16 protein-coding genes are annotated in these 16,645 nt (G+C 63.9%); 8 read left to right on the top strand and 8 right to left on the bottom strand.

The genetic code is table 11. The features are described from left to right. Nucleotides 1-249 precede the first annotated feature (249 nt). Nucleotides 250-1,119 (bottom strand): helix-turn-helix domain-containing protein, encoded by an 870-nt coding sequence (locus NKI61_RS04375; RefSeq protein WP_023692273.1) that lies wholly within the window; start codon nt 1,117-1,119, stop codon nt 250-252. 92 nt (nt 1,120-1,211) lie between these two features. Here NKI61_RS04375 and NKI61_RS04370 point away from each other — a divergent pair, with 92 nt between their 5' ends. Beyond that, nucleotides 1,212-2,756 (top strand): 4-hydroxyphenylacetate 3-hydroxylase N-terminal domain-containing protein, encoded by a 1,545-nt coding sequence (locus NKI61_RS04370; protein ID WP_023710044.1) that lies wholly within the window; start codon nt 1,212-1,214, stop codon nt 2,754-2,756. Between the two features lie 6 nt (nt 2,757-2,762). Further along, on the top strand, nt 2,763-3,272 hold the full coding sequence (locus NKI61_RS04365) for a flavin reductase (protein WP_023692271.1): 510 nt from the start codon (nt 2,763-2,765) through the stop codon (nt 3,270-3,272). Between the two features lie 10 nt (nt 3,273-3,282). On the opposite strand, the gene hpaR is transcribed toward NKI61_RS04365, so the two are convergent. Then, nucleotides 3,283-3,678: a homoprotocatechuate degradation operon regulator HpaR gene (gene hpaR / locus NKI61_RS04360; protein ID WP_023714916.1), complete on the bottom strand. Its 396-nt coding sequence runs from the start codon at nt 3,676-3,678 to the stop codon at nt 3,283-3,285. Between the two features lie 201 nt (nt 3,679-3,879). Here hpaR and NKI61_RS04355 point away from each other — a divergent pair, with 201 nt between their 5' ends. The 5 genes from NKI61_RS04355 to hpaH are packed head-to-tail and all read left to right on the top strand — an operon-like array spanning nt 3,880 to nt 8,498. Next, nucleotides 3,880-4,266 (top strand): 5-carboxymethyl-2-hydroxymuconate Delta-isomerase, encoded by a 387-nt coding sequence (locus tag NKI61_RS04355; protein WP_023667827.1) that lies wholly within the window; start codon nt 3,880-3,882, stop codon nt 4,264-4,266. 11 nt (nt 4,267-4,277) lie between these two features. Continuing rightward, nucleotides 4,278-5,795 carry a 5-carboxymethyl-2-hydroxymuconate semialdehyde dehydrogenase gene (hpaE, locus tag NKI61_RS04350; protein ID WP_023692269.1) on the top strand — a complete coding sequence of 506 codons (1,518 nt, stop codon included), beginning with the start codon at nt 4,278-4,280 and terminating at the stop codon, nt 5,793-5,795. Between the two features lie 14 nt (nt 5,796-5,809). After that, nucleotides 5,810-6,790, top strand: coding sequence for a 3,4-dihydroxyphenylacetate 2,3-dioxygenase (gene hpaD, locus NKI61_RS04345; RefSeq protein ID WP_027050174.1), 981 nt, complete (start codon nt 5,810-5,812; stop codon nt 6,788-6,790). A 29-nt stretch (nt 6,791-6,819) separates the two neighbouring features. Next, complete coding sequence (locus NKI61_RS04340) at nt 6,820-7,695, top strand: fumarylacetoacetate hydrolase family protein (protein ID WP_027050173.1); 876 nt, start codon at nt 6,820-6,822, stop codon at nt 7,693-7,695. Continuing rightward, entirely contained in the window at nt 7,689-8,498 is an 810-nt protein-coding gene (hpaH, locus tag NKI61_RS04335) for a 2-oxo-hept-4-ene-1,7-dioate hydratase (protein ID WP_023710038.1), read from the top strand. The genes NKI61_RS04340 and hpaH overlap by 7 nt, the downstream gene beginning before the upstream one ends. A 17-nt stretch (nt 8,499-8,515) precedes the next feature. Here the strand turns inward: hpaH and NKI61_RS04330 are convergent, their stop codons facing one another. From NKI61_RS04330 to NKI61_RS04305, 6 genes are read right to left on the bottom strand one after another with little or no spacing between them, the layout of a single operon-like run. Then, nucleotides 8,516-9,547, bottom strand: a complete 1,032-nt coding sequence (locus tag NKI61_RS04330) for a phosphotransferase enzyme family protein (protein WP_352838891.1) — start codon at nt 9,545-9,547, stop codon at nt 8,516-8,518. Continuing rightward, on the bottom strand, nt 9,544-10,851 hold the full coding sequence (locus tag NKI61_RS04325) for an aminotransferase class III-fold pyridoxal phosphate-dependent enzyme (protein ID WP_352838890.1): 1,308 nt from the start codon (nt 10,849-10,851) through the stop codon (nt 9,544-9,546). Before NKI61_RS04325 ends, NKI61_RS04330 begins: the two co-directional genes overlap by 4 nt. Nucleotides 10,852-10,884: 33 nt before the next feature. Next, the gene (locus NKI61_RS04320; protein ID WP_023708115.1) at nt 10,885-12,234 is read right to left on the bottom strand and encodes an aminotransferase class III-fold pyridoxal phosphate-dependent enzyme; all 1,350 of its coding nucleotides are present in this window, start codon (nt 12,232-12,234) and stop codon (nt 10,885-10,887) included. 20 nt (nt 12,235-12,254) lie between these two features. Then, on the bottom strand, nt 12,255-12,917 hold the full coding sequence (locus tag NKI61_RS04315) for an HAD family hydrolase (RefSeq protein ID WP_023820914.1): 663 nt from the start codon (nt 12,915-12,917) through the stop codon (nt 12,255-12,257). Then, the gene (locus tag NKI61_RS04310) at nt 12,914-14,197 is read right to left on the bottom strand and encodes a Tm-1-like ATP-binding domain-containing protein (RefSeq protein ID WP_352838889.1); all 1,284 of its coding nucleotides are present in this window, start codon (nt 14,195-14,197) and stop codon (nt 12,914-12,916) included. The genes NKI61_RS04315 and NKI61_RS04310 overlap by 4 nt, the downstream gene beginning before the upstream one ends. Next, the gene (locus tag NKI61_RS04305) at nt 14,197-14,967 is read right to left on the bottom strand and encodes an IclR family transcriptional regulator (RefSeq protein WP_352446547.1); all 771 of its coding nucleotides are present in this window, start codon (nt 14,965-14,967) and stop codon (nt 14,197-14,199) included. The genes NKI61_RS04310 and NKI61_RS04305 overlap by 1 nt, the downstream gene beginning before the upstream one ends. A gap of 166 nt (nt 14,968-15,133) precedes the next feature. On the opposite strand from NKI61_RS04305, the gene NKI61_RS04300 reads away from it, so the two are divergent. Then, nucleotides 15,134-16,582 (top strand): APC family permease, encoded by a 1,449-nt coding sequence (locus NKI61_RS04300; protein WP_023692262.1) that lies wholly within the window; start codon nt 15,134-15,136, stop codon nt 16,580-16,582. Nucleotides 16,583-16,645 lie beyond the last annotated feature (63 nt).

Here is a 16,645-nt window from a genome sequence, read left to right as displayed (position 1 = left end):
TCGCATGGGAGGGAAGCCAATCCACCTTGCAGTCCGCTCATAGCACATAAAATGGTGGTTCAAATAACGAACCGTTTGGAAGCGACAAAAAACACCAGCAAGTTTCGCGGCGACATCAATCTCGATGCGCCGCGCCGTGCGAGGGGTGATGCTGCGCGGCAACACCTATCAACAGGTGGATCAACTCGGCGGCGCTGCGCCTGGCCGGCGTGTCGACCCAAACGCCTGATCCTGGCCGGCGCGGAAGCTTCAACTCTGCCCCAGCTGCGCGCGGCGCCAGGCGGCGGGCGCCTGGCCAACCCGCTCCCGGAAGAAGCGTGAGAAATAGGCCGGATCGTCGAAGCCGATTTCGTAGGCGATGTCCTCGACGGTGCGCACGGTGAACAGCAGCAAGCGCTTGGCCTCCAGCAACCGTCGCTCGCCCATGAGCCGCTTGACGCCGCTGCCAAGCACCCTATGGGCGGCCTTGTCGAGAAGATGCGGTGTCGTGGCCAGCGCCTCGACGTAGCGGTCGACGGGCCAGTTGTCGCGGAAATGCGCATCGACCAGACGGCGCAAGCCGCGCGCCAATGCAGCATCGGAAGAGCCAGTCGCATCCATTACCTCGGGACCAAGACGCGCGACGTGGGAGAGCGCGACGGCAATCAGCGCCGGCAGGGTCTTGTCACTCCCGGCCTGCGCCTCGGCATATTCCGTGGCGATCATCTCCAGCACCGCCGCAAGCCTTTTCCACGCGACGTGCTGAGGAAGGCTATCGGCAAAAACCGGCCGATCCAATGGCAGCAGGCTGTGAGCGGCTATTGCCGCAAGCGCATCATCGGCGACCGAAACGACGATGGCGTCGGTGCCGGGCCCGATCGAGAAGCCATGCACGATGGTGCTCGGCACGAAGCTGACGGCCGGCGCCGAAAAGTGCCAGGATTGATCCTCGATGCGATAAGTGCCGGAGCCGCTTGTCCAGTAGGTGATCTGGCCCATTTGCGGATGCTTGTGCGCGGCAACCTGGCCGAGATGAATGTTGCTGCGCGCAAGCACCGTCTCGACATGCAGGAAGCCGACTTCGAGCGGCCGCACCGGCTCGCCATAGACAAAGAAATCAGGAATGGAATTGAGGCTCATGGCGCCGGAAAAAGTCCAATCGGTTTTGCCGTTACGTCCTAACCGATCCTTGCCAGGAGAGCTAGAGTTGATGCCATAAGTGGAGGAACATCATGCGATCGGAAGACTTTCGTGCCGACAATGGGCGCCCGTTCACCGGGGCCGAGTATCTGGAGAGCTTGCGCGACGGCCGCGAGGTCTACATCAACGGCGAGCGCATTGCCGATGTCACCACCCATCCGGCGATGCGCAATTCGGCGCGGTCGCTGGCGCGCCTCTATGATGCGCTGCACGATCCCAAGCGGCAGGGCACGCTGACCTCGCCTACCGATACCGGTTCGGGCGGCTACACCCACAAATATTTCCGCGTCGCCAAATCCTCCGGCGAACTCGCGGCCCAGCAGACCGCGATCGCCGAGTGGTCACGCATGTCCTATGGCTGGATGGGCCGCACGCCCGATTACAAGGCGGCACTGATGAACACGCTCGGCGCCAATGCCGACTGGTACGGCCCGTTCAAGGACAATGCGCTCGCCTGGCACAAGCGTGCGCAGGAAGCCGTGCTGTTCATGAACCACGCCATCGTCAACCCGCCGATCGACCGCCACAAGCCGGCCGAACAGGTGAAGGATGTCTTCGTCCACATCACCAAGGAGACCGACGCCGGCATCTATGTCTCCGGCGCCAAGGTGGTGGCGACGTCCTCGGCGCTGACCCACTACAATTTCCTGGCGCAGAGCTCGGCGACGGTCACCGAAGATCCGTCGCTGTCGGTCATGTTCATCGTGCCGATGAATGCGCCGGGGGTAAAGATGTTCTGCCGCGTCTCCTATGAGCAGACGGCCAACACGGCGGCGGCTCCGTTCGACTATCCGTTGTCGTCGCGCTTCGACGAGAACGATGCCATCCTGGTGCTCGACAATGTCTTCATCCCCTGGGAGGACGTGCTGGTGCTGCGCGACGCGCAGAAAATCCTGTCCTTCCATCCGGCTTCAGGCTTCATGCATGGCTATTGCTTCCAGGGCTGCACACGCTTTGCCGTCAAGCTCGACTTCCTCGCCGGCCTGCTGGCCAAGGCGCTGCGCGCCACCGGCGGAGATGCCTTCCGAGGCAACCAGGCGGCGCTGGGCGAGGTGATCGCGCTCAGGCACATGTTCTGGAGCTTTTCCAACGCCATGGCTTATAATCCGATCCCCTGGGCGAATGGCGCTGTCCTGCCCAACCTGGAAGCAGCCCTTGCCTACCGGACTTTCATGTCGGAAGCCTACCCGCGCGTCATCGACACGGTGCGCCGGGTGATCGCCTCCGGCTTGATCTACCTGCCGTCATCGGTGCGCGACTTCAACAATCCCGAGATCGACAAATACCTCGCGCAATATGTGCGCGGTTCCAACGACATGGGCCATGTCGAGCGCATCAAGATCATGAAACTGTTGTGGGACGCGACCGGCACCGAGTTCGGCGGCCGCCACGCGCTCTACGAACTCAACTATGCCGGTGCGCCGGAAGAGGTGCGGCTGCAGGTGCTGAAGGGCGCCGAACGCGGCGGCCGGCTGAAGGCCATGGAAGAACTGGTCGACACCTGCATGGCCGACTATGACGAGAACGGCTGGACGGGAGATACCTGGCTCAATCCGCTCGCTTCTACGGCCGGGTGATGTCAGATGGCCACGCAGATTTCGAAGGCCGATTTCCGCGACGCCATGGCAAGGGTCTGCGCGCCGGTCAACATCGTCACGACAGATGGTCCGGCCGGGCGCGGCGGCTTCACCGCCACCGCCATGTGCAGTGTGTCGGACGAACCGCCGACACTGCTGGTGTGCATGAACGGCCGCTCGACGCAGGCCGCCATGTTCCTCGCCAACCGGCGCTTCTGCGTCAACGTGCTGACGCATGACCATATGCACCTGGCCGGCAAGTTCGCCGGCGCGACCAGGGACATGGAGGCACGCTATTCGGCGGCGCGCTGGCAAACGCTGGCCTCAGGCACGCCGGCGCTGTCCGATGCGATCGTCAATTTCGATTGCGAGATCGAGGATGTGCACATAGTCGGCACGCATAATGTCATGATCGGCCGGGTTATCGACGTCAGGCACGGCAGCGGCGGCTCGGCGCTGCTTTATGTCGACCGCAATTACACGCAGCCGACGCGGCTTGGCAGTTTTGGCGGCTGAGCGGGAGCAGTCAGTTCTCGCCGGCGATCAGGCTCTCCAGCAGATCGAGCAATTGCTCGAGCCTCTCATGTCCGAAGCGCTGTTCGATGTCGCGGTAGATGACGAGGCGTTCCGGCGACAAGGCATCGATAAGGGCGGAGCCCGCCGGGGCGATCGTCAGCACGACACGGCGGCCATCGCCTTCCGCCCTGTTGCGGGTGATGAATTTTCGGCCCTCGAGCGTCTTGATGATGCGTGTCAGGCTGGGCGGCAGCACCGAAGCGCGATCGGCAAGTTCCGTCGCCTCGACAGGGCCGGCCTCGCTCAGAACGCGCAGCACACGCCATTGCTGTTCGGTCACGTCATGCGCCGCCAGCATAGGGCGAAACCGCGCCATCACCACTTCGCGGGCATGGAGCAGCGCCATCGGCAGAGAACGACGGGTGTTTTCAGGCAGCAAGAAGCAGCGTCCCCAATGATGCGGGCGGTCGGCGGGACCGCACGCCAAAACCTGACCTTTCCATCCCGTATCGTCGCCTCAACTTGGATGCAAGGCTTGACTTCAGTGATGCTGCATGTAATTAACGCGTTAACTACAGCAGCGCAACAATCCGGGAGGCGAGACGCGGTGCCTCACTTTTCCATCGAGTATTCGGCCAACCTCGATGCCAAGGTCGACATGAGCGAATTGTGCGCGCTGGTGTTGCGCACCGTGCTCGGCACCGGGCTGTTTGAAACCGGCGCGGTGCGGGTGCGGGCCTTCCGTGCGGAAGCCTATGCCATCGCCGACAGCCTGCCGGAAAACGCTTTCCTCGACATGTCGTTTCGCATTGGAACCGGGCGCAGCGCCGAGGACAAGAAACGAACCGGGGAGGCGGTCTTCGCCGCGGTGAGCGAATACCTTGGCCCCCTGTTCGATACCCCGCATTTCGCTCTTTCCCTGGAGATCAGGGAGATCGACCCGGTACTGAGCTGGAAGAAAAACGCAATCCATCCGCGACTGCGCGGCAAGTGACGGAAGCTGATATGTCCGACCTCGAAGGCAATCTGAAAAAGGCCGAGGCCTATCTGGCCCGTTTCAAGCGCGACGGCGTGCTGAACCAGATCGGCGGCGAAGCGGTGCCGGCGGTGGATGGCTCGACCTTCGAGAGCATGTCGCCGGTCGATCTCAAGCCGCTGGCCAAGGTCGCGCGTGGCAGTGCCGCCGATATCGACCGCGCCGCCAAGGCGGCAAAGGCGGCGTTCCCGGCCTGGGCCGCCATGCCGGGCGACGGGCGCAAGAAGCTGCTGCACAAGATAGCCGATGCGATCGAAGCGCGCGCCGAGGAGATCGCCTTCGTCGAGTGCATGGACACCGGCCAGGCGCTGAAATTCATGGCCAAGGCCGCGCTGCGCGGCGCCGAGAATTTCCGCTTCTTCGCCGACCGCGCGCCGGAAGCGCGCGACGGCGAGACGCTGCGCACGACAGGCCAGGTCAACATCACCACGCGCGTGCCGATCGGCCCGGTCGGCATCATCACGCCGTGGAACACGCCGTTCATGCTGTCGACATGGAAGATCGCGCCGGCGCTGGCGGCAGGCTGCACCGTCGTCCACAAGCCGGCCGAATTTTCGCCGCTGACCGCTCGCCTGCTGGTCGAGATCGCCGAGGAGGCCGGCCTGCCGAAAGGCGTGTGGAACCTGGTCAACGGCCTCGGCGAGCACGCCGGCAAGGCGCTGACCGAGCACCCTGACATCAAGGCGATCGGTTTTGTCGGTGAGAGCCGCACCGGCTCGATGATCATGAAACAGGGCGCCGATACGCTGAAGCGCGTGCATTTCGAACTGGGCGGGAAGAACCCGGTGATCGTCTTCGCCGACGCCGATCTCGAACGTGCGGCGGATGCGGCCGTGTTCATGATCTACTCGCTCAACGGCGAACGCTGCACCTCATCGTCGCGGCTTCTGGTCGAAGCCTCGGTCTACGACACATTCACGGATCTGGTTGCGGAGAAGGCAAAGCGCATCAAGGTTGGCCATCCGCTCGATCCCAAAACGGTGGTTGGTCCGCTGATCCATCCGGTGCACGAGGAAAAGGTGCTTTCCTATATCGAGATCGGCAAATCGGAAGGCGCGGTGGTAGCCGCCGGCGGCGGCAAGTTCGCCGGTCCGGGCGGTGGCTGCTATGTCAGCCCGACGCTGTTTACCGGGGCCACCAACAGGATGCGCATTGCCCAGGAAGAGATTTTCGGGCCGGTGCTGACTGCCATTTCCTTCAAGGACGAGGCCGAAGCGCTGGCGCTGGCCAACGACACCCAATACGGCCTGACCGGCTATCTCTGGACGTCGGATGTTACCCGCGCCTTCCGCTTCACCGATGCGCTGGACGCCGGCATGATCTGGGTCAATTCGGAGAATGTGCGGCATTTGCCGACGCCGTTCGGCGGCGTCAAGAATTCCGGAATCGGCCGCGACGGCGGCGACCATTCCTTCGATTTCTACATGGAGACGAAGAACATCGCCTTCGCCACTTCAGCGCACACGATCCAGAAACTCGGCGGCTGACCGGAGGACATCGCATGCCACTGCCCAAACCAAACCTCTATCCCGCCTTCAACATCGTGCGCCTCAGCCATGTCGAACTGGCGGTCACCGACCTAGCGAAATCCCGCGCCTTCTATGTCGACACGCTTGGCCTGCAGGTTACCGACGAGGCATCGGACGCCATCTATCTAAGGGCCCTGGAAGAGCGCGGACACCACTGCATCGTGCTGAAGAAGGCCGGCAGCGCCGAAGCCCGCGATCTCGGCTTCAAGGTTTTTTCGGATGAGGATCTCGACAAGGCCGAGCACTTCTTCAAGGCAAAAGGCCTGCCGGTCGAGTGGGTCGAGCGACCGTACCAGTCGCGCACCTTCCGCACCCGCGACCCGCACGGCATTCCGCTCGAGTTCTTTGCCCAAATGGAAAGGCTGCCGCCGATTCATCAGAAATATGCGCTCTACAAGGGCGTGAAGCCGCTGCGCATCGACCACTTCAACTGCTTCTCGCCCAATGTCGACGAGTCCGTCGCCTTCTACAACGAGCTTGGCTTCCGCGTCACCGAATACACCGAGGATGCCAGTAGCGGAAAGCTGTGGGCGGCCTGGACGCACCGCAAGGGCGGCGTCCACGACATCGCCTTCACCAACGGTGTGGGTCCGCGCCTGCATCACGTCGCCTTCTGGGTGCCGACACCGCTCAACATCATCGACCTGCTCGATCTGATGGCGACGACGGGTTACCTCGCAAATATCGAGCGCGGCCCCGGCCGGCATGGCATTTCCAACGCCTTCTTCCTCTATGTCAGAGACCCGGACAATCACCGCATCGAGATCTACTGCTCGGACTACCAGACGGTCGATCCGGATCTGGAGCCGATCAAGTGGGACCTCAAGGACCCGCAGCGCCAGACGCTGTGGGGCGCGCCGGCGCCGAAAAGCTGGTTCGAGGAGGGCAGCACCTTTGCCGGCGCGGCCGCACGCCAACCGGATTTGACGGCGTCGCCGATCATCGCACCGTGACCACAGACGCGAACCTGACGGAGACCGGGATGACTGCACCTGGGCGGCTCGCCACCTTCACCGTCGGCGGCAAGACGCGCTATGGCGTGGTCACAGATAAGGGCGTCGTCGACCTGTCGGCGCGGCACAGCCAGTGGCCGACGCTGCGCGAAGTGATCGAGGCCGGCGTGCTACGGCGGCTGGCGGAAGAGGCCGAAGCCCACGCCGTCGATTTTCCAGTCGGCGCCATCGCTTATGAAATCCCTGTGCCGTCGCCGGAAAAGATCATCTGCGTCGGCGTCAACTACCCGGACCGCAACGAAGAGTACAAGGACGGCCAGGCCGCGCCTTCGAACCCGTCGCTGTTCATCCGCTTCCCCCGCTCCTTCGTCGGCCACAACGCGCCGCTGGTGCGGCCGCCGGAATCGCCGCAGCTGGACTATGAGGGCGAGATCGTCATCGTCATCGGCAAGGGTGGACGACGCATCGCCGAGAGGGATGCGCTTGACCATATCGCGGCACTATCCCTGTGCAACGAAGGCACCATTCGCGATTGGGTACGGCACGCCAAGTTCAACGTCACGCAGGGCAAGAATTTCGACCGCACCGGCTCGCTCGGTCCGTGGCTGGTGCCGTTCACCGACGAGGCGCAGATTGCCGACATCGCGCTGACCACCCGCGTCAATGGCGAATTGCGCCAGCAGGACCGCACCAGCCGGATGATCTTCTCGTTCCGCAAGATCATCGCCTATGTCTCCACCTTCACCACGCTGGTGCCAGGCGATATCATCGTCACCGGTACGCCGACCGGCGCCGGCGCCCGCTTCGACCCGCCGATCTGGCTGAAGCCGGGCGACGTGATCGAAGTCGAAGCCGACGGCATCGGCGTGCTCCGCAACGGCGTCGTCGACGAGGCAGCATCGTGACCCCCGAGCAAGTTGAAGATGCCGCGGCAAGGCTGTTCGAAGCCGAGCGTTCGCGCCGCCAGATCCGTCTGCTCAGCCTCGATTTTCCCGACGCGACGATGGAGGATGCCTATCGCGTCCAGGCAGCGCTGGTGAAACGCAAGACCGATGCCGGGCTGACCCCGAAGGGCTGGAAGATCGGCCTGACATCGAAGGCGATGCAATATGCGCTCGCCATCGACACGCCGGATTCGGGCGTGCTGTTCGACGACATGTTCTTCAACGACGGCGCGACGATACCCGTCGGCCGCTTCATCCAGCCGCGCGTCGAGGCCGAGATAGCCTTCGTCATGAAGGCGCCGCTGAGGGGCCCAGGCGTGACCATCTTCGACGTGCTCAACGCCACCGATTATATCACGCCGGCGCTCGAAATCCTCGACACGCGCATCGAACGCGTCAATGCCGAGACAAAGAAGGCGCGCACTTTCTTCGATACGATTTCCGACAACGCCGCCAATGCCGGCATTGTCATCGGCGGCCGGCCGCAACGACCCGATGAAGCCGATATGCGCTGGATCGGCGCCATCGTCTCGCGCAATGCGGAGGTCGAGGAGACCGGGCTTGGCGCCGGCGTGCTCAACCATCCGGCGATGGGCATTGCCTGGCTGGCGGACAGGCTCGCCCGCTACGGCATGTCCATCGCGGCCGGCGAGGTGGTGCTGTCCGGATCGTTTGTGCGCCCGGTCGAGGCGCGGCCCGGCGATACCATCGTCGCCGACTTCGGCAGCTCGGGAACGGTCAGCATCCATTTCGCCAAGAGCTGACGGCTCTCATCGGCTCGTCAGTTGGGCTGTTCGCCGCGCAGGTAGTCAATCGCCACATCGGCTGCGATGGTCGACATCCGCAAGCCGACATCCCTGGTGATGTCGCCTTCGACGCGGCTTTGCACCCAGCCAAGAAAGGCGAAGGCACGCAACGCGGCGAATAGAGGCAATGCGGCGATGTCCTGCGGGATCAGCGCACGCTCTTGCTGGTAGCCGTCAAGCAAAGCGGTTTCGATCAGCGGGTAGATCGCCTCCTCGCGGTTCTGATAGAGGGCGACGGCAAGGTCGTACATGTGCCAGCCATGGCCGCAATCGTCGAAATCGATGATGCGCACCGCGCTGTCATGGATGAGCACATTTTCGCGCACCAGATCGGCGTGGATGATGCCGAAATTGCGCGCGCTGCGCTCATGCTCCGACAGCGCCTTCACTGCCTTGTCGCGCGCCTGCAAGACCAGCGCGCGGCGAGGACCATCGAGAAAGGGCGAGGTCTCGAACCGGCCCCAGACCGGGTTCGCACCGAAGAAGCCGTCGAAGTCCCAGGCATGGCGGACGAAGCCCGCGGGCGGCGTCCACGAGGCAGTGACATTGTGCATATGGGCGATGGTCCGCCCGATCGCCGTGAAGATCTGGACCGACTGGTCGGGCGTGTAGACCAGTGGCACGCCGCGTGCGCCCACGGCGCGCCCCTCCAGCCAGCTCAGGCAATCGGCCTGCCGGGGCTGCGCCGAGGTGGCCGTTCTGACAAGCACGAACGGATCGCCGGCCTGAGTTGCGACGCAAGACGGCGTGGCGACGCCGGCGGATTGCAGGAAGCCCATCCATTGCAGTTCCGAACGCAGCGCGGCGTCCGTGTGGTAGCCGAGCCGGTGGATGCGCATGGCTGCCGGCTGGCCATCCGGCAGCCGCACGCGGAAGACGGCGTTCTCGCGGTGCTTCAGAAGTTCCGGCTCAGAGTTGCGGACGCCCCAATGTTCGAGCGCACGCCTGGCGAGCTCCGTGACATCGGCTGCCGTTTCGGGCTCGGATTGGGTGGAAACAGAATTCACGCGGGCACTCCGCCGACTTCACCCAGCACCTCGTCCAGCAGGCCGATCAGGAAGTCGGCATTGTCGCGCGAGAACGGCATGGGCGGGCGGATCTTGAGCACATTGCCGTGGATGCCGGTCTTGCCCATCAGCACGCCGCGATGGCGCATGCGATTGGCGACCTGCTCGGCAATGTCGGGCGCCGGTTCGCGCGTGTCGCGGTGGTGGACCAGCTCGGCGCCGAAGAACAGTCCGGCCCCCCTGACCTCGCCGATGCACTCATGCCGATCGGCCAGCGGGCGCAGCAGGCCAAGCGCATAGGCGCCGACGTCTTGCGCGTTGGCGACAAGGTTTTCCTGTTCGATGACGTCGAGGACGGCATTGGCGACTGCGCAGGAGACCGGGTTGCCGCCAAAGGTGTTGAAGTAGCGGAAAGCGTCGCGGAAGGTCGCCAGTATCTCCTTGGTGGTGACCACGGCCGCGATCGGATGGCCATTGCCCATCGGCTTGCCCATGGTGACGATGTCGGGGACGAAGCCGGCGCGCTGATGGCCCCAGAAATGGCTGCCGGTGCGGCCGAAGCCGGGCTGCACTTCGTCGGCGATGACCAGACCACCGGCTTCGCGCACGGCCCCCAAGGCGTCGTCGAAAAATCCGGTGGGCAGAGCCGGGAAACCTTCATTGGCGAGCAGCGGACACAAGATGATGCCAGACAGGCCAATGCCATCCTGTGCCAGCGAGGCGATCGCTTGACGCACGGCGTCGCCAAAGGCCTTGCCATTGGCCATCGCATCGGGATGGCGATAGCTGTCGGGGGCCGGCACCAGCCTGACATGGGGGGCGCGGCCGCGGATCGGAGGCATGCGCGTGCTCAGCTGCGAAACCGCCGTCGTGTTGCCATGATAGGTGGCGTCGGTGGCGATGATGCCCATATTGCCGGAGGCGGCCTGCGCCATGCGCAGCGCGATGTCGTTGGCCTCGCTGCCGGTGCAGGTCAGGATTGCGGTGGCGAGGCTTGCATTGAAGGTCGCCGTCAGCCGCTCGACATAGTCGAGAATTGCGGTGTGCAGATAGCGTGTGTGGGTGTTGAGCAGGCTTGCCTGACGGCACAAGGCCTCGACCACATGCGGGTGGCAATGGCCGACATGGGCGACGTTGTTGTAGGCATCGAGATACTTGCGGCCGTCGGCATCGTAGAGCCAGACGCCTTCGCCGCGCACCAGGTGCACGGGCTCGTCGTAGAACAATTGCGATTTCGCGCCGAGCAGGCGGGCACGCCGCTTGACGAGCGCTTCCTCGCTCGGGTTCTTCTCAGATTGGGTCATTGCGTACCAAACTCCATTGCGTCAGCGGGTCTATCAGGCCCTCGACAGACCTGCATCGATGGCCTCGCCGATCTTTGCCACGTCGGCGGCGCCGATGATCAGCGGCGGCGACAGGATGATGTTGTTGCCGGACACGCGCAGCATGACGCCGGCGTCATAAGTGGCTTCCGAAACCACGGCCATGGTCTTCTTGTCCACCGGCTTTTTCGTCGTGCGATCGGAGACCAGCTCTAGCGCAGCCATCAGGCCCTTGTACCTGATGTCGCCGACGATCGCGTGCTTGGCTTTTAGCCCCTCCAGCGTCGCCGCGAGCTCGATGCCGCGCGCGGCTGCGTTCTCGTCCAGGCGAAGCCGCTTGGTCTCGGCAAGTGCAGCCAGCCCTGCCGCGCAGCCGACAGGATGGCCGGAATAGGTATAGCCATGACCGATCGCCCCGAAGCTGGTCTTGTCGGCCTCGAAGACGTCGGCGACCTTGGCGCCGATCAAGGTGGCGCCGAGCGGGAAATAGCCCGAGGTGATCGCCTTGGCGATGGTCATGAAATCCGGCTTCACGCCGGATAGCCGCGAACCCGACCAGGCGCCGGTGCGACCGAAGCCCGTGACCACCTCGTCGGCGATCAGCAGGATTTCGTGGCGGTCGCATATCTCGCGCACCAGCGGCATGAAGCTGTCATGCGGAACGATGACGCCGCCGGCGCCGAGAACCGGCTCCATGATGAAGGCGGCAATGGTGTCGCCGCCCTGGAAGGCGATCTCATCCTCCAGCGCTTTGGCGCACAGTTTGGCCAGCCGCGCCGGATCGGTCTCATCGAACGGATTGCGGAAGGTCCAGGGTGCGGGAATGTGGAAGACGCCGGGCATAAGCGGCTCATAGTTGCGGCGGAAATTGGCGTTGCCGTTGACTGACGCGCCGCCGAAATGGGTGCCGTGATAGCCCTTCTTCAGCGCGAGGAATTTTGTCCGGTCGCCCTGGCCGCGGATCTTCCAGTATTGGCGGGCGAGCCGCAGTGCGGTTTCGACCGAATCCGAGCCGCCCGAGGTGAAGAAGGTCCGCACCATGCCTTCCGGTTCGAACCATTCGCTGAGTTCGTAAGCGAGCTCGATCGATGGGCCGGTCGACGTGCCGCGAAACCCGGAATAGTAGGGCAGGGCGCTGAGCTGGTCGGCGATGGCCTTCTTGATGGGGTCGCAGGAGTAGCCGAGATTGACGTTCCACAGTCCGCCAACCGCATCGAGCACGGTGTTGCCGTCGATGTCGGTGACCATCACGCCTTCGCCTTTCATGATCACCTTTGGCGGGTTGGCCCGCATCTCGGCCGGGTGTGCCATCGGATGCCAGATCGGCTTGGCGTTTTTCTCGGTGAGGAAATTGATGTCGCGCATCGCAGGGCTCCGCAAATGTCTCAGGAGATGAGATCGAAATGGCCGAGGGCCTCGGCATAGGAAAGTGCCGGCCGCGCGACGTCGAAATGAACGGTGCGCATGCCGGCGGCACGGCCGCCATCGACATTGCGCTGCTGGTCGTCAACGAACACACAGGCGCGGGCAGGCAGGCCAAGCGCCTCGGTCACCAAGGCATAGGCGCGCGGATCGGGCTTGAGGATGCGGGTATAGGTGGCGTCGACGATGGTGTCGAACAGCTCGAGCAGCGGCAGCCGCTGACGGAAGCCGGCGCCATAGAACAGATCTAGCTCGTTGGACAGGATCGCCAGGCGAAATCCCGCCGCATGCACGGTCCGGATGGCGCGGACGGCTTCGGGCCGCACGATCTTTTCCGGCTCGGCTCCGCGTGCGCGCTGGACGAATGTCTCCATTGCCTCCCAGTCCTCGCCGACGAGCCGGCCGACTTCGCTGGTGCGGGTGCGCCAATAATCGCGCTCGCTGATGTCGTTGGCCTGCATGGAGCGCCACAGCGGATCTGAATCCGGGTCGAACGGCCCGTGCCATTGCAGCGTTCCCGGCGCGAGGCCGAGCGCCTGTTCGGTCAAGGCATGGGTCTCGAAAAGGGTCCGGGTGACGACGCCGCCGAAATCGAGGACGAGCGCCTGGGCAGGAACAGCGCTCACGCAGCCACTCCCTTGGCCGGCATGCCGCGCGGGATGATGCCTTCCTCGACCCAGCGGTCGAAGATTTCGAGCGCCTTGCCGACGAACTCGTCGCTGTTGATGTGGGCGTCGATCTCGTGGAACTCGACGCCGGCGGGAATGGCCTTGCGCATCTCATCGGTGAACGCCGCGAGGGCTTCGGGTTCGTACAGCGGCTCGCCCTGCGCATCCCATTCCTGGATGCCGCCGGAGGGCAGGATGAAAGCGGAGCGCCCCTTCGACGCACCGAGCTTGGCGGCGATGGTCCTGGCGACTTCACGGCGGTCGGCGGCATCGACGGTGATCGAGCCGATCAACCTGTTATGAGCATGGAATGGCCGCTGCGCGAACTTTGTCGGCAGCGCCTGCCAGGTCGGCAAATCGACCATGTCTACGGCGCCAGGGGCTGCGATCTGCGGAATGCCGCGGGCGCCGGCATTCTCGAGCCGGTCGGCGCCGGAGCTGACGACCGAACCGGCAAGATGATTGGTGATCTCCTGCAGGCTGAAGTCGAACACCGCGCAGAAATGGTCCTGGCTGGCGATCGATTCGAAGGCCCGGCCCCCCATCCCGGTGGTGTGAAAGACTGCGACGTCATAGCCGCGCTGCTCCAACGCCGGCTTCAGCGTCTTCATATAGCGCAGGCAACTGCTGCCCAGCGAAGTCATGCCGATGGTCGGTCCGACCGCCGGGGCCCAAGCACGGGATGCAAGCACGATCCTCGCCGCACCGACCACCGCGCCGCAGGCCTGGGAAAGGACCAGCTTGCAGATGGTGTTGAGGCCGTAGAGCCCGCCTGCCCACAGGATCATCATCAGGTCGGGCGCGACGCGCTCGGGCGGAATGAGATGCGAGTAGGCGATGGTCGAGACGACGAATTTCGGCACGCCGAGCGGCAGGCACAGCGCGACATCGAGCGCCAAATCGGTTCCCATCGAACCACCGATGGCGATGAAGGCGTCGATCTCGCCGCGCTGGTGAAGCTGGCGCACCAGCTGAACGGCGCCGACGGCCATCAATGTCATGGCGGTGTTTTCGTCGCCGCTCGAGACGATTTCGGCCATCGTCACGCCAGCGGCCCGCGCAACGGCATGCTTGTCGTGATCGGGACTATAGGCGGGGGCGCCCAGCACGCTGACATCCATCATCACGGCGCGGCCACCGGATGCCTCGATACACGCTTTCATGAACAGCAGTTCGTCGGTCTTGGTGTCGCCCGTGCCGATGACCAGGATGCGGGGCGTCGCCATATCTGCAGACATCAGGCCTGCCTCCTCAGGGTTTGCAGGTTTTCGCCATTGAGGCGCATCGAAATCTCCCGTGCCGCGGTCACAACCGCAAGCCCTCGTTCCACGATCGTAGCCGGTGTCGTCCTGGCCTTCGGGGCTGCCACCGCAATTGTCCCCAGCGCAAGACCATCGGCGGCGCGGATTGCAGCCGCGACGCCGATCACGCCGTCCTCATGGCCCTGGTCGCAGATCGAATAGCCGCGGTCGCGCGCCTCGCCGATCGACTTTGAAATGGCGGCCGGCTCGACGAGGGTATGATCGGTGAAGGCCTCAAGCGAACCTGTCAGGCATGCTTTCACGGTCGCGTTGTCGGCGAAGGCGAGATAGGCGATGCCGGAGGCGGTGGAATGCAGCGGCAGAAGCTGGCCGACATCGATGTTCACCCGGTTTGCCCAGCTTGAATGCTCGACATAAACGGTGATCAGCCTGTCGACGCCGAATTCCGACAGATGCACCGTCTCGGTTGTCGAACCCGCCAAATCCTGCGCCACGGGAATTGCCGTTTGCAGGAACGGGAAGCAGGCTTCGCGGATACGCGCCAGCCGCGACAGGCCGGCGCCGAGGCGATAGTGCCGCGTGCCGGCATCCTGCTCGACGAAACCATGGCCGCCCAGCGCCATCAGCAGCCGCCGCGTCGTCGCCTTGTCCAAGGCGCACCGCCGCGCGAGATCGGAAAGTCCGAGCTCGGGCTCGTCCGCCGTGAACAGCTCCAGAAGTGAAATCGCCTTGCCGACCGTACCCATCCAGCCTCCCGCTCGGATAGAAACTTAATGTGTGAATTAACTTGACAGGCATCCGCATTCTTTGCAAGTCTATATTCAAAATAATGGTTCAAATAATGAACCGATGGCATTTAGGGAACAGGCCGAGCGGCCGCGAACCCAGGGGTTCGTAAGACTGGAGGGACAAATGTCAGCAGTTTCGGAACAGGCGCCCGCCAACAGGCTGCGCAAGAACAGTCTTGGCGTCGGCGCTATCACCTTCATGGTGATTTCGGCGGCGGCGCCGCTCACCGCGGTCGCCGGCGGCACGCCGCTCGGCATGCTTATGGGCAATGGGGCGGGCTTTGCCGGCACCTATCTTATCGTGACCGTGTTGCTGCTGCTGTTTGCGGTCGGCTACGTCGCCATGTCGCGCCATGTCGGCAATGCCGGCGCCTTCTATGCCTACGCCGCGCGCGGGCTGGGCGGTTTTGCCGGCGGCGCAACCGCAATCATCGCGATCCTGTCCTACAACGCCATGCAGATCGGGGTCATGGGCCTGCTGGGGGCCGCGACCGCCGGCCTGTTCGCCGGCTGGGGCATCGACCTGCCCTGGTGGGTGTGGAGCTTCATCGCCGTCGCCATCGTCGCGGTGTTGGGCTACCGCCAGGTCGACCTCTCGGCCAAGATCTTGACGGTGCTGGTGCTGTGCGAATACATCGTGGTGCTGGTGTTAGACCTCGCCATCCTCAAGACCGGTGGCGACAGCGGCCTCTCGGCGGCGCCGTTCAGCTGGAGCCAGATCGTCAGCGGCTCGCCCGCCATCGCCATCCTGTTCTGTTTCGCCGCCTTCATTGGTTTCGAGGCGACGACGATCTACGCCGAGGAAGCCCGCGACCCCAAGGTGACGATTCCGCGCGCCACCTATTTCTCAGTGTTGCTGATCGGCGTCTTCTACATGGTCACGGCCTGGCTGATGGCGGTCGGCGCCGGCGTCGACAAATTGTTGCCCGCACTGCAGGCGCTTCAGGATCCGACGACTTTCCTGTTCGGCCTGTCCGACCGCTACGCCGGAACCATGCTGTCGCACGCCATGGGCATCCTGTTCGTGTCGAGCCTGTTTGCTGGCGTGCTGGCGTTCCACAACGCGGTTGCCCGCTACATCTACGTCTCGGGCCGCGAGAAGCTGTTGCCTGAAGCGATCGGCGTGACGCATTCAGTGCACCAGAGCCCGCATGTCGCTTCCGTCATCCAGAGCGTGTTGGCAGCGATCGTCATCGGACTGTTCGCGATACTCGGCCTCGATCCGGTTCTGGCGCTGTTTTCCTGGCTGACCAATGTCGCGACGCTGGGAGTCATCGTCATGATGGCGGTGGCCTCGCTCGCCGTGGTGATGTACTTCCGCGCCAACCCGTCGACGCAGGAGAATGCGCTGAAGACCACCATCCTGCCTGGGCTGGCCTTCATCGCTTTCGTCGTCATCATCTACCTGATCGTCATTAATTTCGGTGGCCTGTCCGGGGCCGGTGGCTTCCTTGGCGTGTTGCTGCCGGGGCTGGTGCTGATTGCCGCGGTGGTCGGCCTGCTGCTTGCCGGTGCGTTGAAGAGCCGGGATCCGGTTGCCTTCGAAAATCTCGGCGTGCCGCTGAAAGACTAGGACAAAGGACAAAGGGGTGGCGCGTTCGGCGCCGCCCCTTTCCATCGCAAGGGAGTAACGGCG

This window comes from Mesorhizobium sp. M0514, assembly GCF_040321145.1.
Taxonomy (GTDB): domain Bacteria; phylum Pseudomonadota; class Alphaproteobacteria; order Rhizobiales; family Rhizobiaceae; genus Mesorhizobium.
The sequence above is the reverse complement of the archived record's forward strand: the minus strand, read 5'-3'. Positions and strand labels throughout refer to the sequence as shown.

Coding starts and splice junctions, on each gene's coding strand:
- NKI61_RS04375 (WP_023692273.1), bottom strand. CDS start 1,119: ATGAGCCTCAATTCCATTCCTGATTTCTTTGTCTATGGCGAGCCGGTG.
- NKI61_RS04370 (WP_023710044.1), top strand. CDS start 1,212: ATGCGATCGGAAGACTTTCGTGCCGACAATGGGCGCCCGTTCACCGGG.
- NKI61_RS04365 (WP_023692271.1), top strand. CDS start 2,763: ATGGCCACGCAGATTTCGAAGGCCGATTTCCGCGACGCCATGGCAAGG.
- hpaR (WP_023714916.1), bottom strand. CDS start 3,678: ATGGCGCTGCTCCATGCCCGCGAAGTGGTGATGGCGCGGTTTCGCCCT.
- hpaE (WP_023692269.1), top strand. CDS start 4,278: ATGTCCGACCTCGAAGGCAATCTGAAAAAGGCCGAGGCCTATCTGGCC.
- hpaD (WP_027050174.1), top strand. CDS start 5,810: ATGCCACTGCCCAAACCAAACCTCTATCCCGCCTTCAACATCGTGCGC.
- NKI61_RS04340 (WP_027050173.1), top strand. CDS start 6,820: ATGACTGCACCTGGGCGGCTCGCCACCTTCACCGTCGGCGGCAAGACG.
- NKI61_RS04325 (WP_352838890.1), bottom strand. CDS start 10,851: ATGACCCAATCTGAGAAGAACCCGAGCGAGGAAGCGCTCGTCAAGCGG.
- NKI61_RS04320 (WP_023708115.1), bottom strand. CDS start 12,234: ATGCGCGACATCAATTTCCTCACCGAGAAAAACGCCAAGCCGATCTGG.
- NKI61_RS04310 (WP_352838889.1), bottom strand. CDS start 14,197: ATGTCTGCAGATATGGCGACGCCCCGCATCCTGGTCATCGGCACGGGC.
- NKI61_RS04305 (WP_352446547.1), bottom strand. CDS start 14,967: ATGGGTACGGTCGGCAAGGCGATTTCACTTCTGGAGCTGTTCACGGCG.
- NKI61_RS04300 (WP_023692262.1), top strand. CDS start 15,134: ATGTCAGCAGTTTCGGAACAGGCGCCCGCCAACAGGCTGCGCAAGAAC.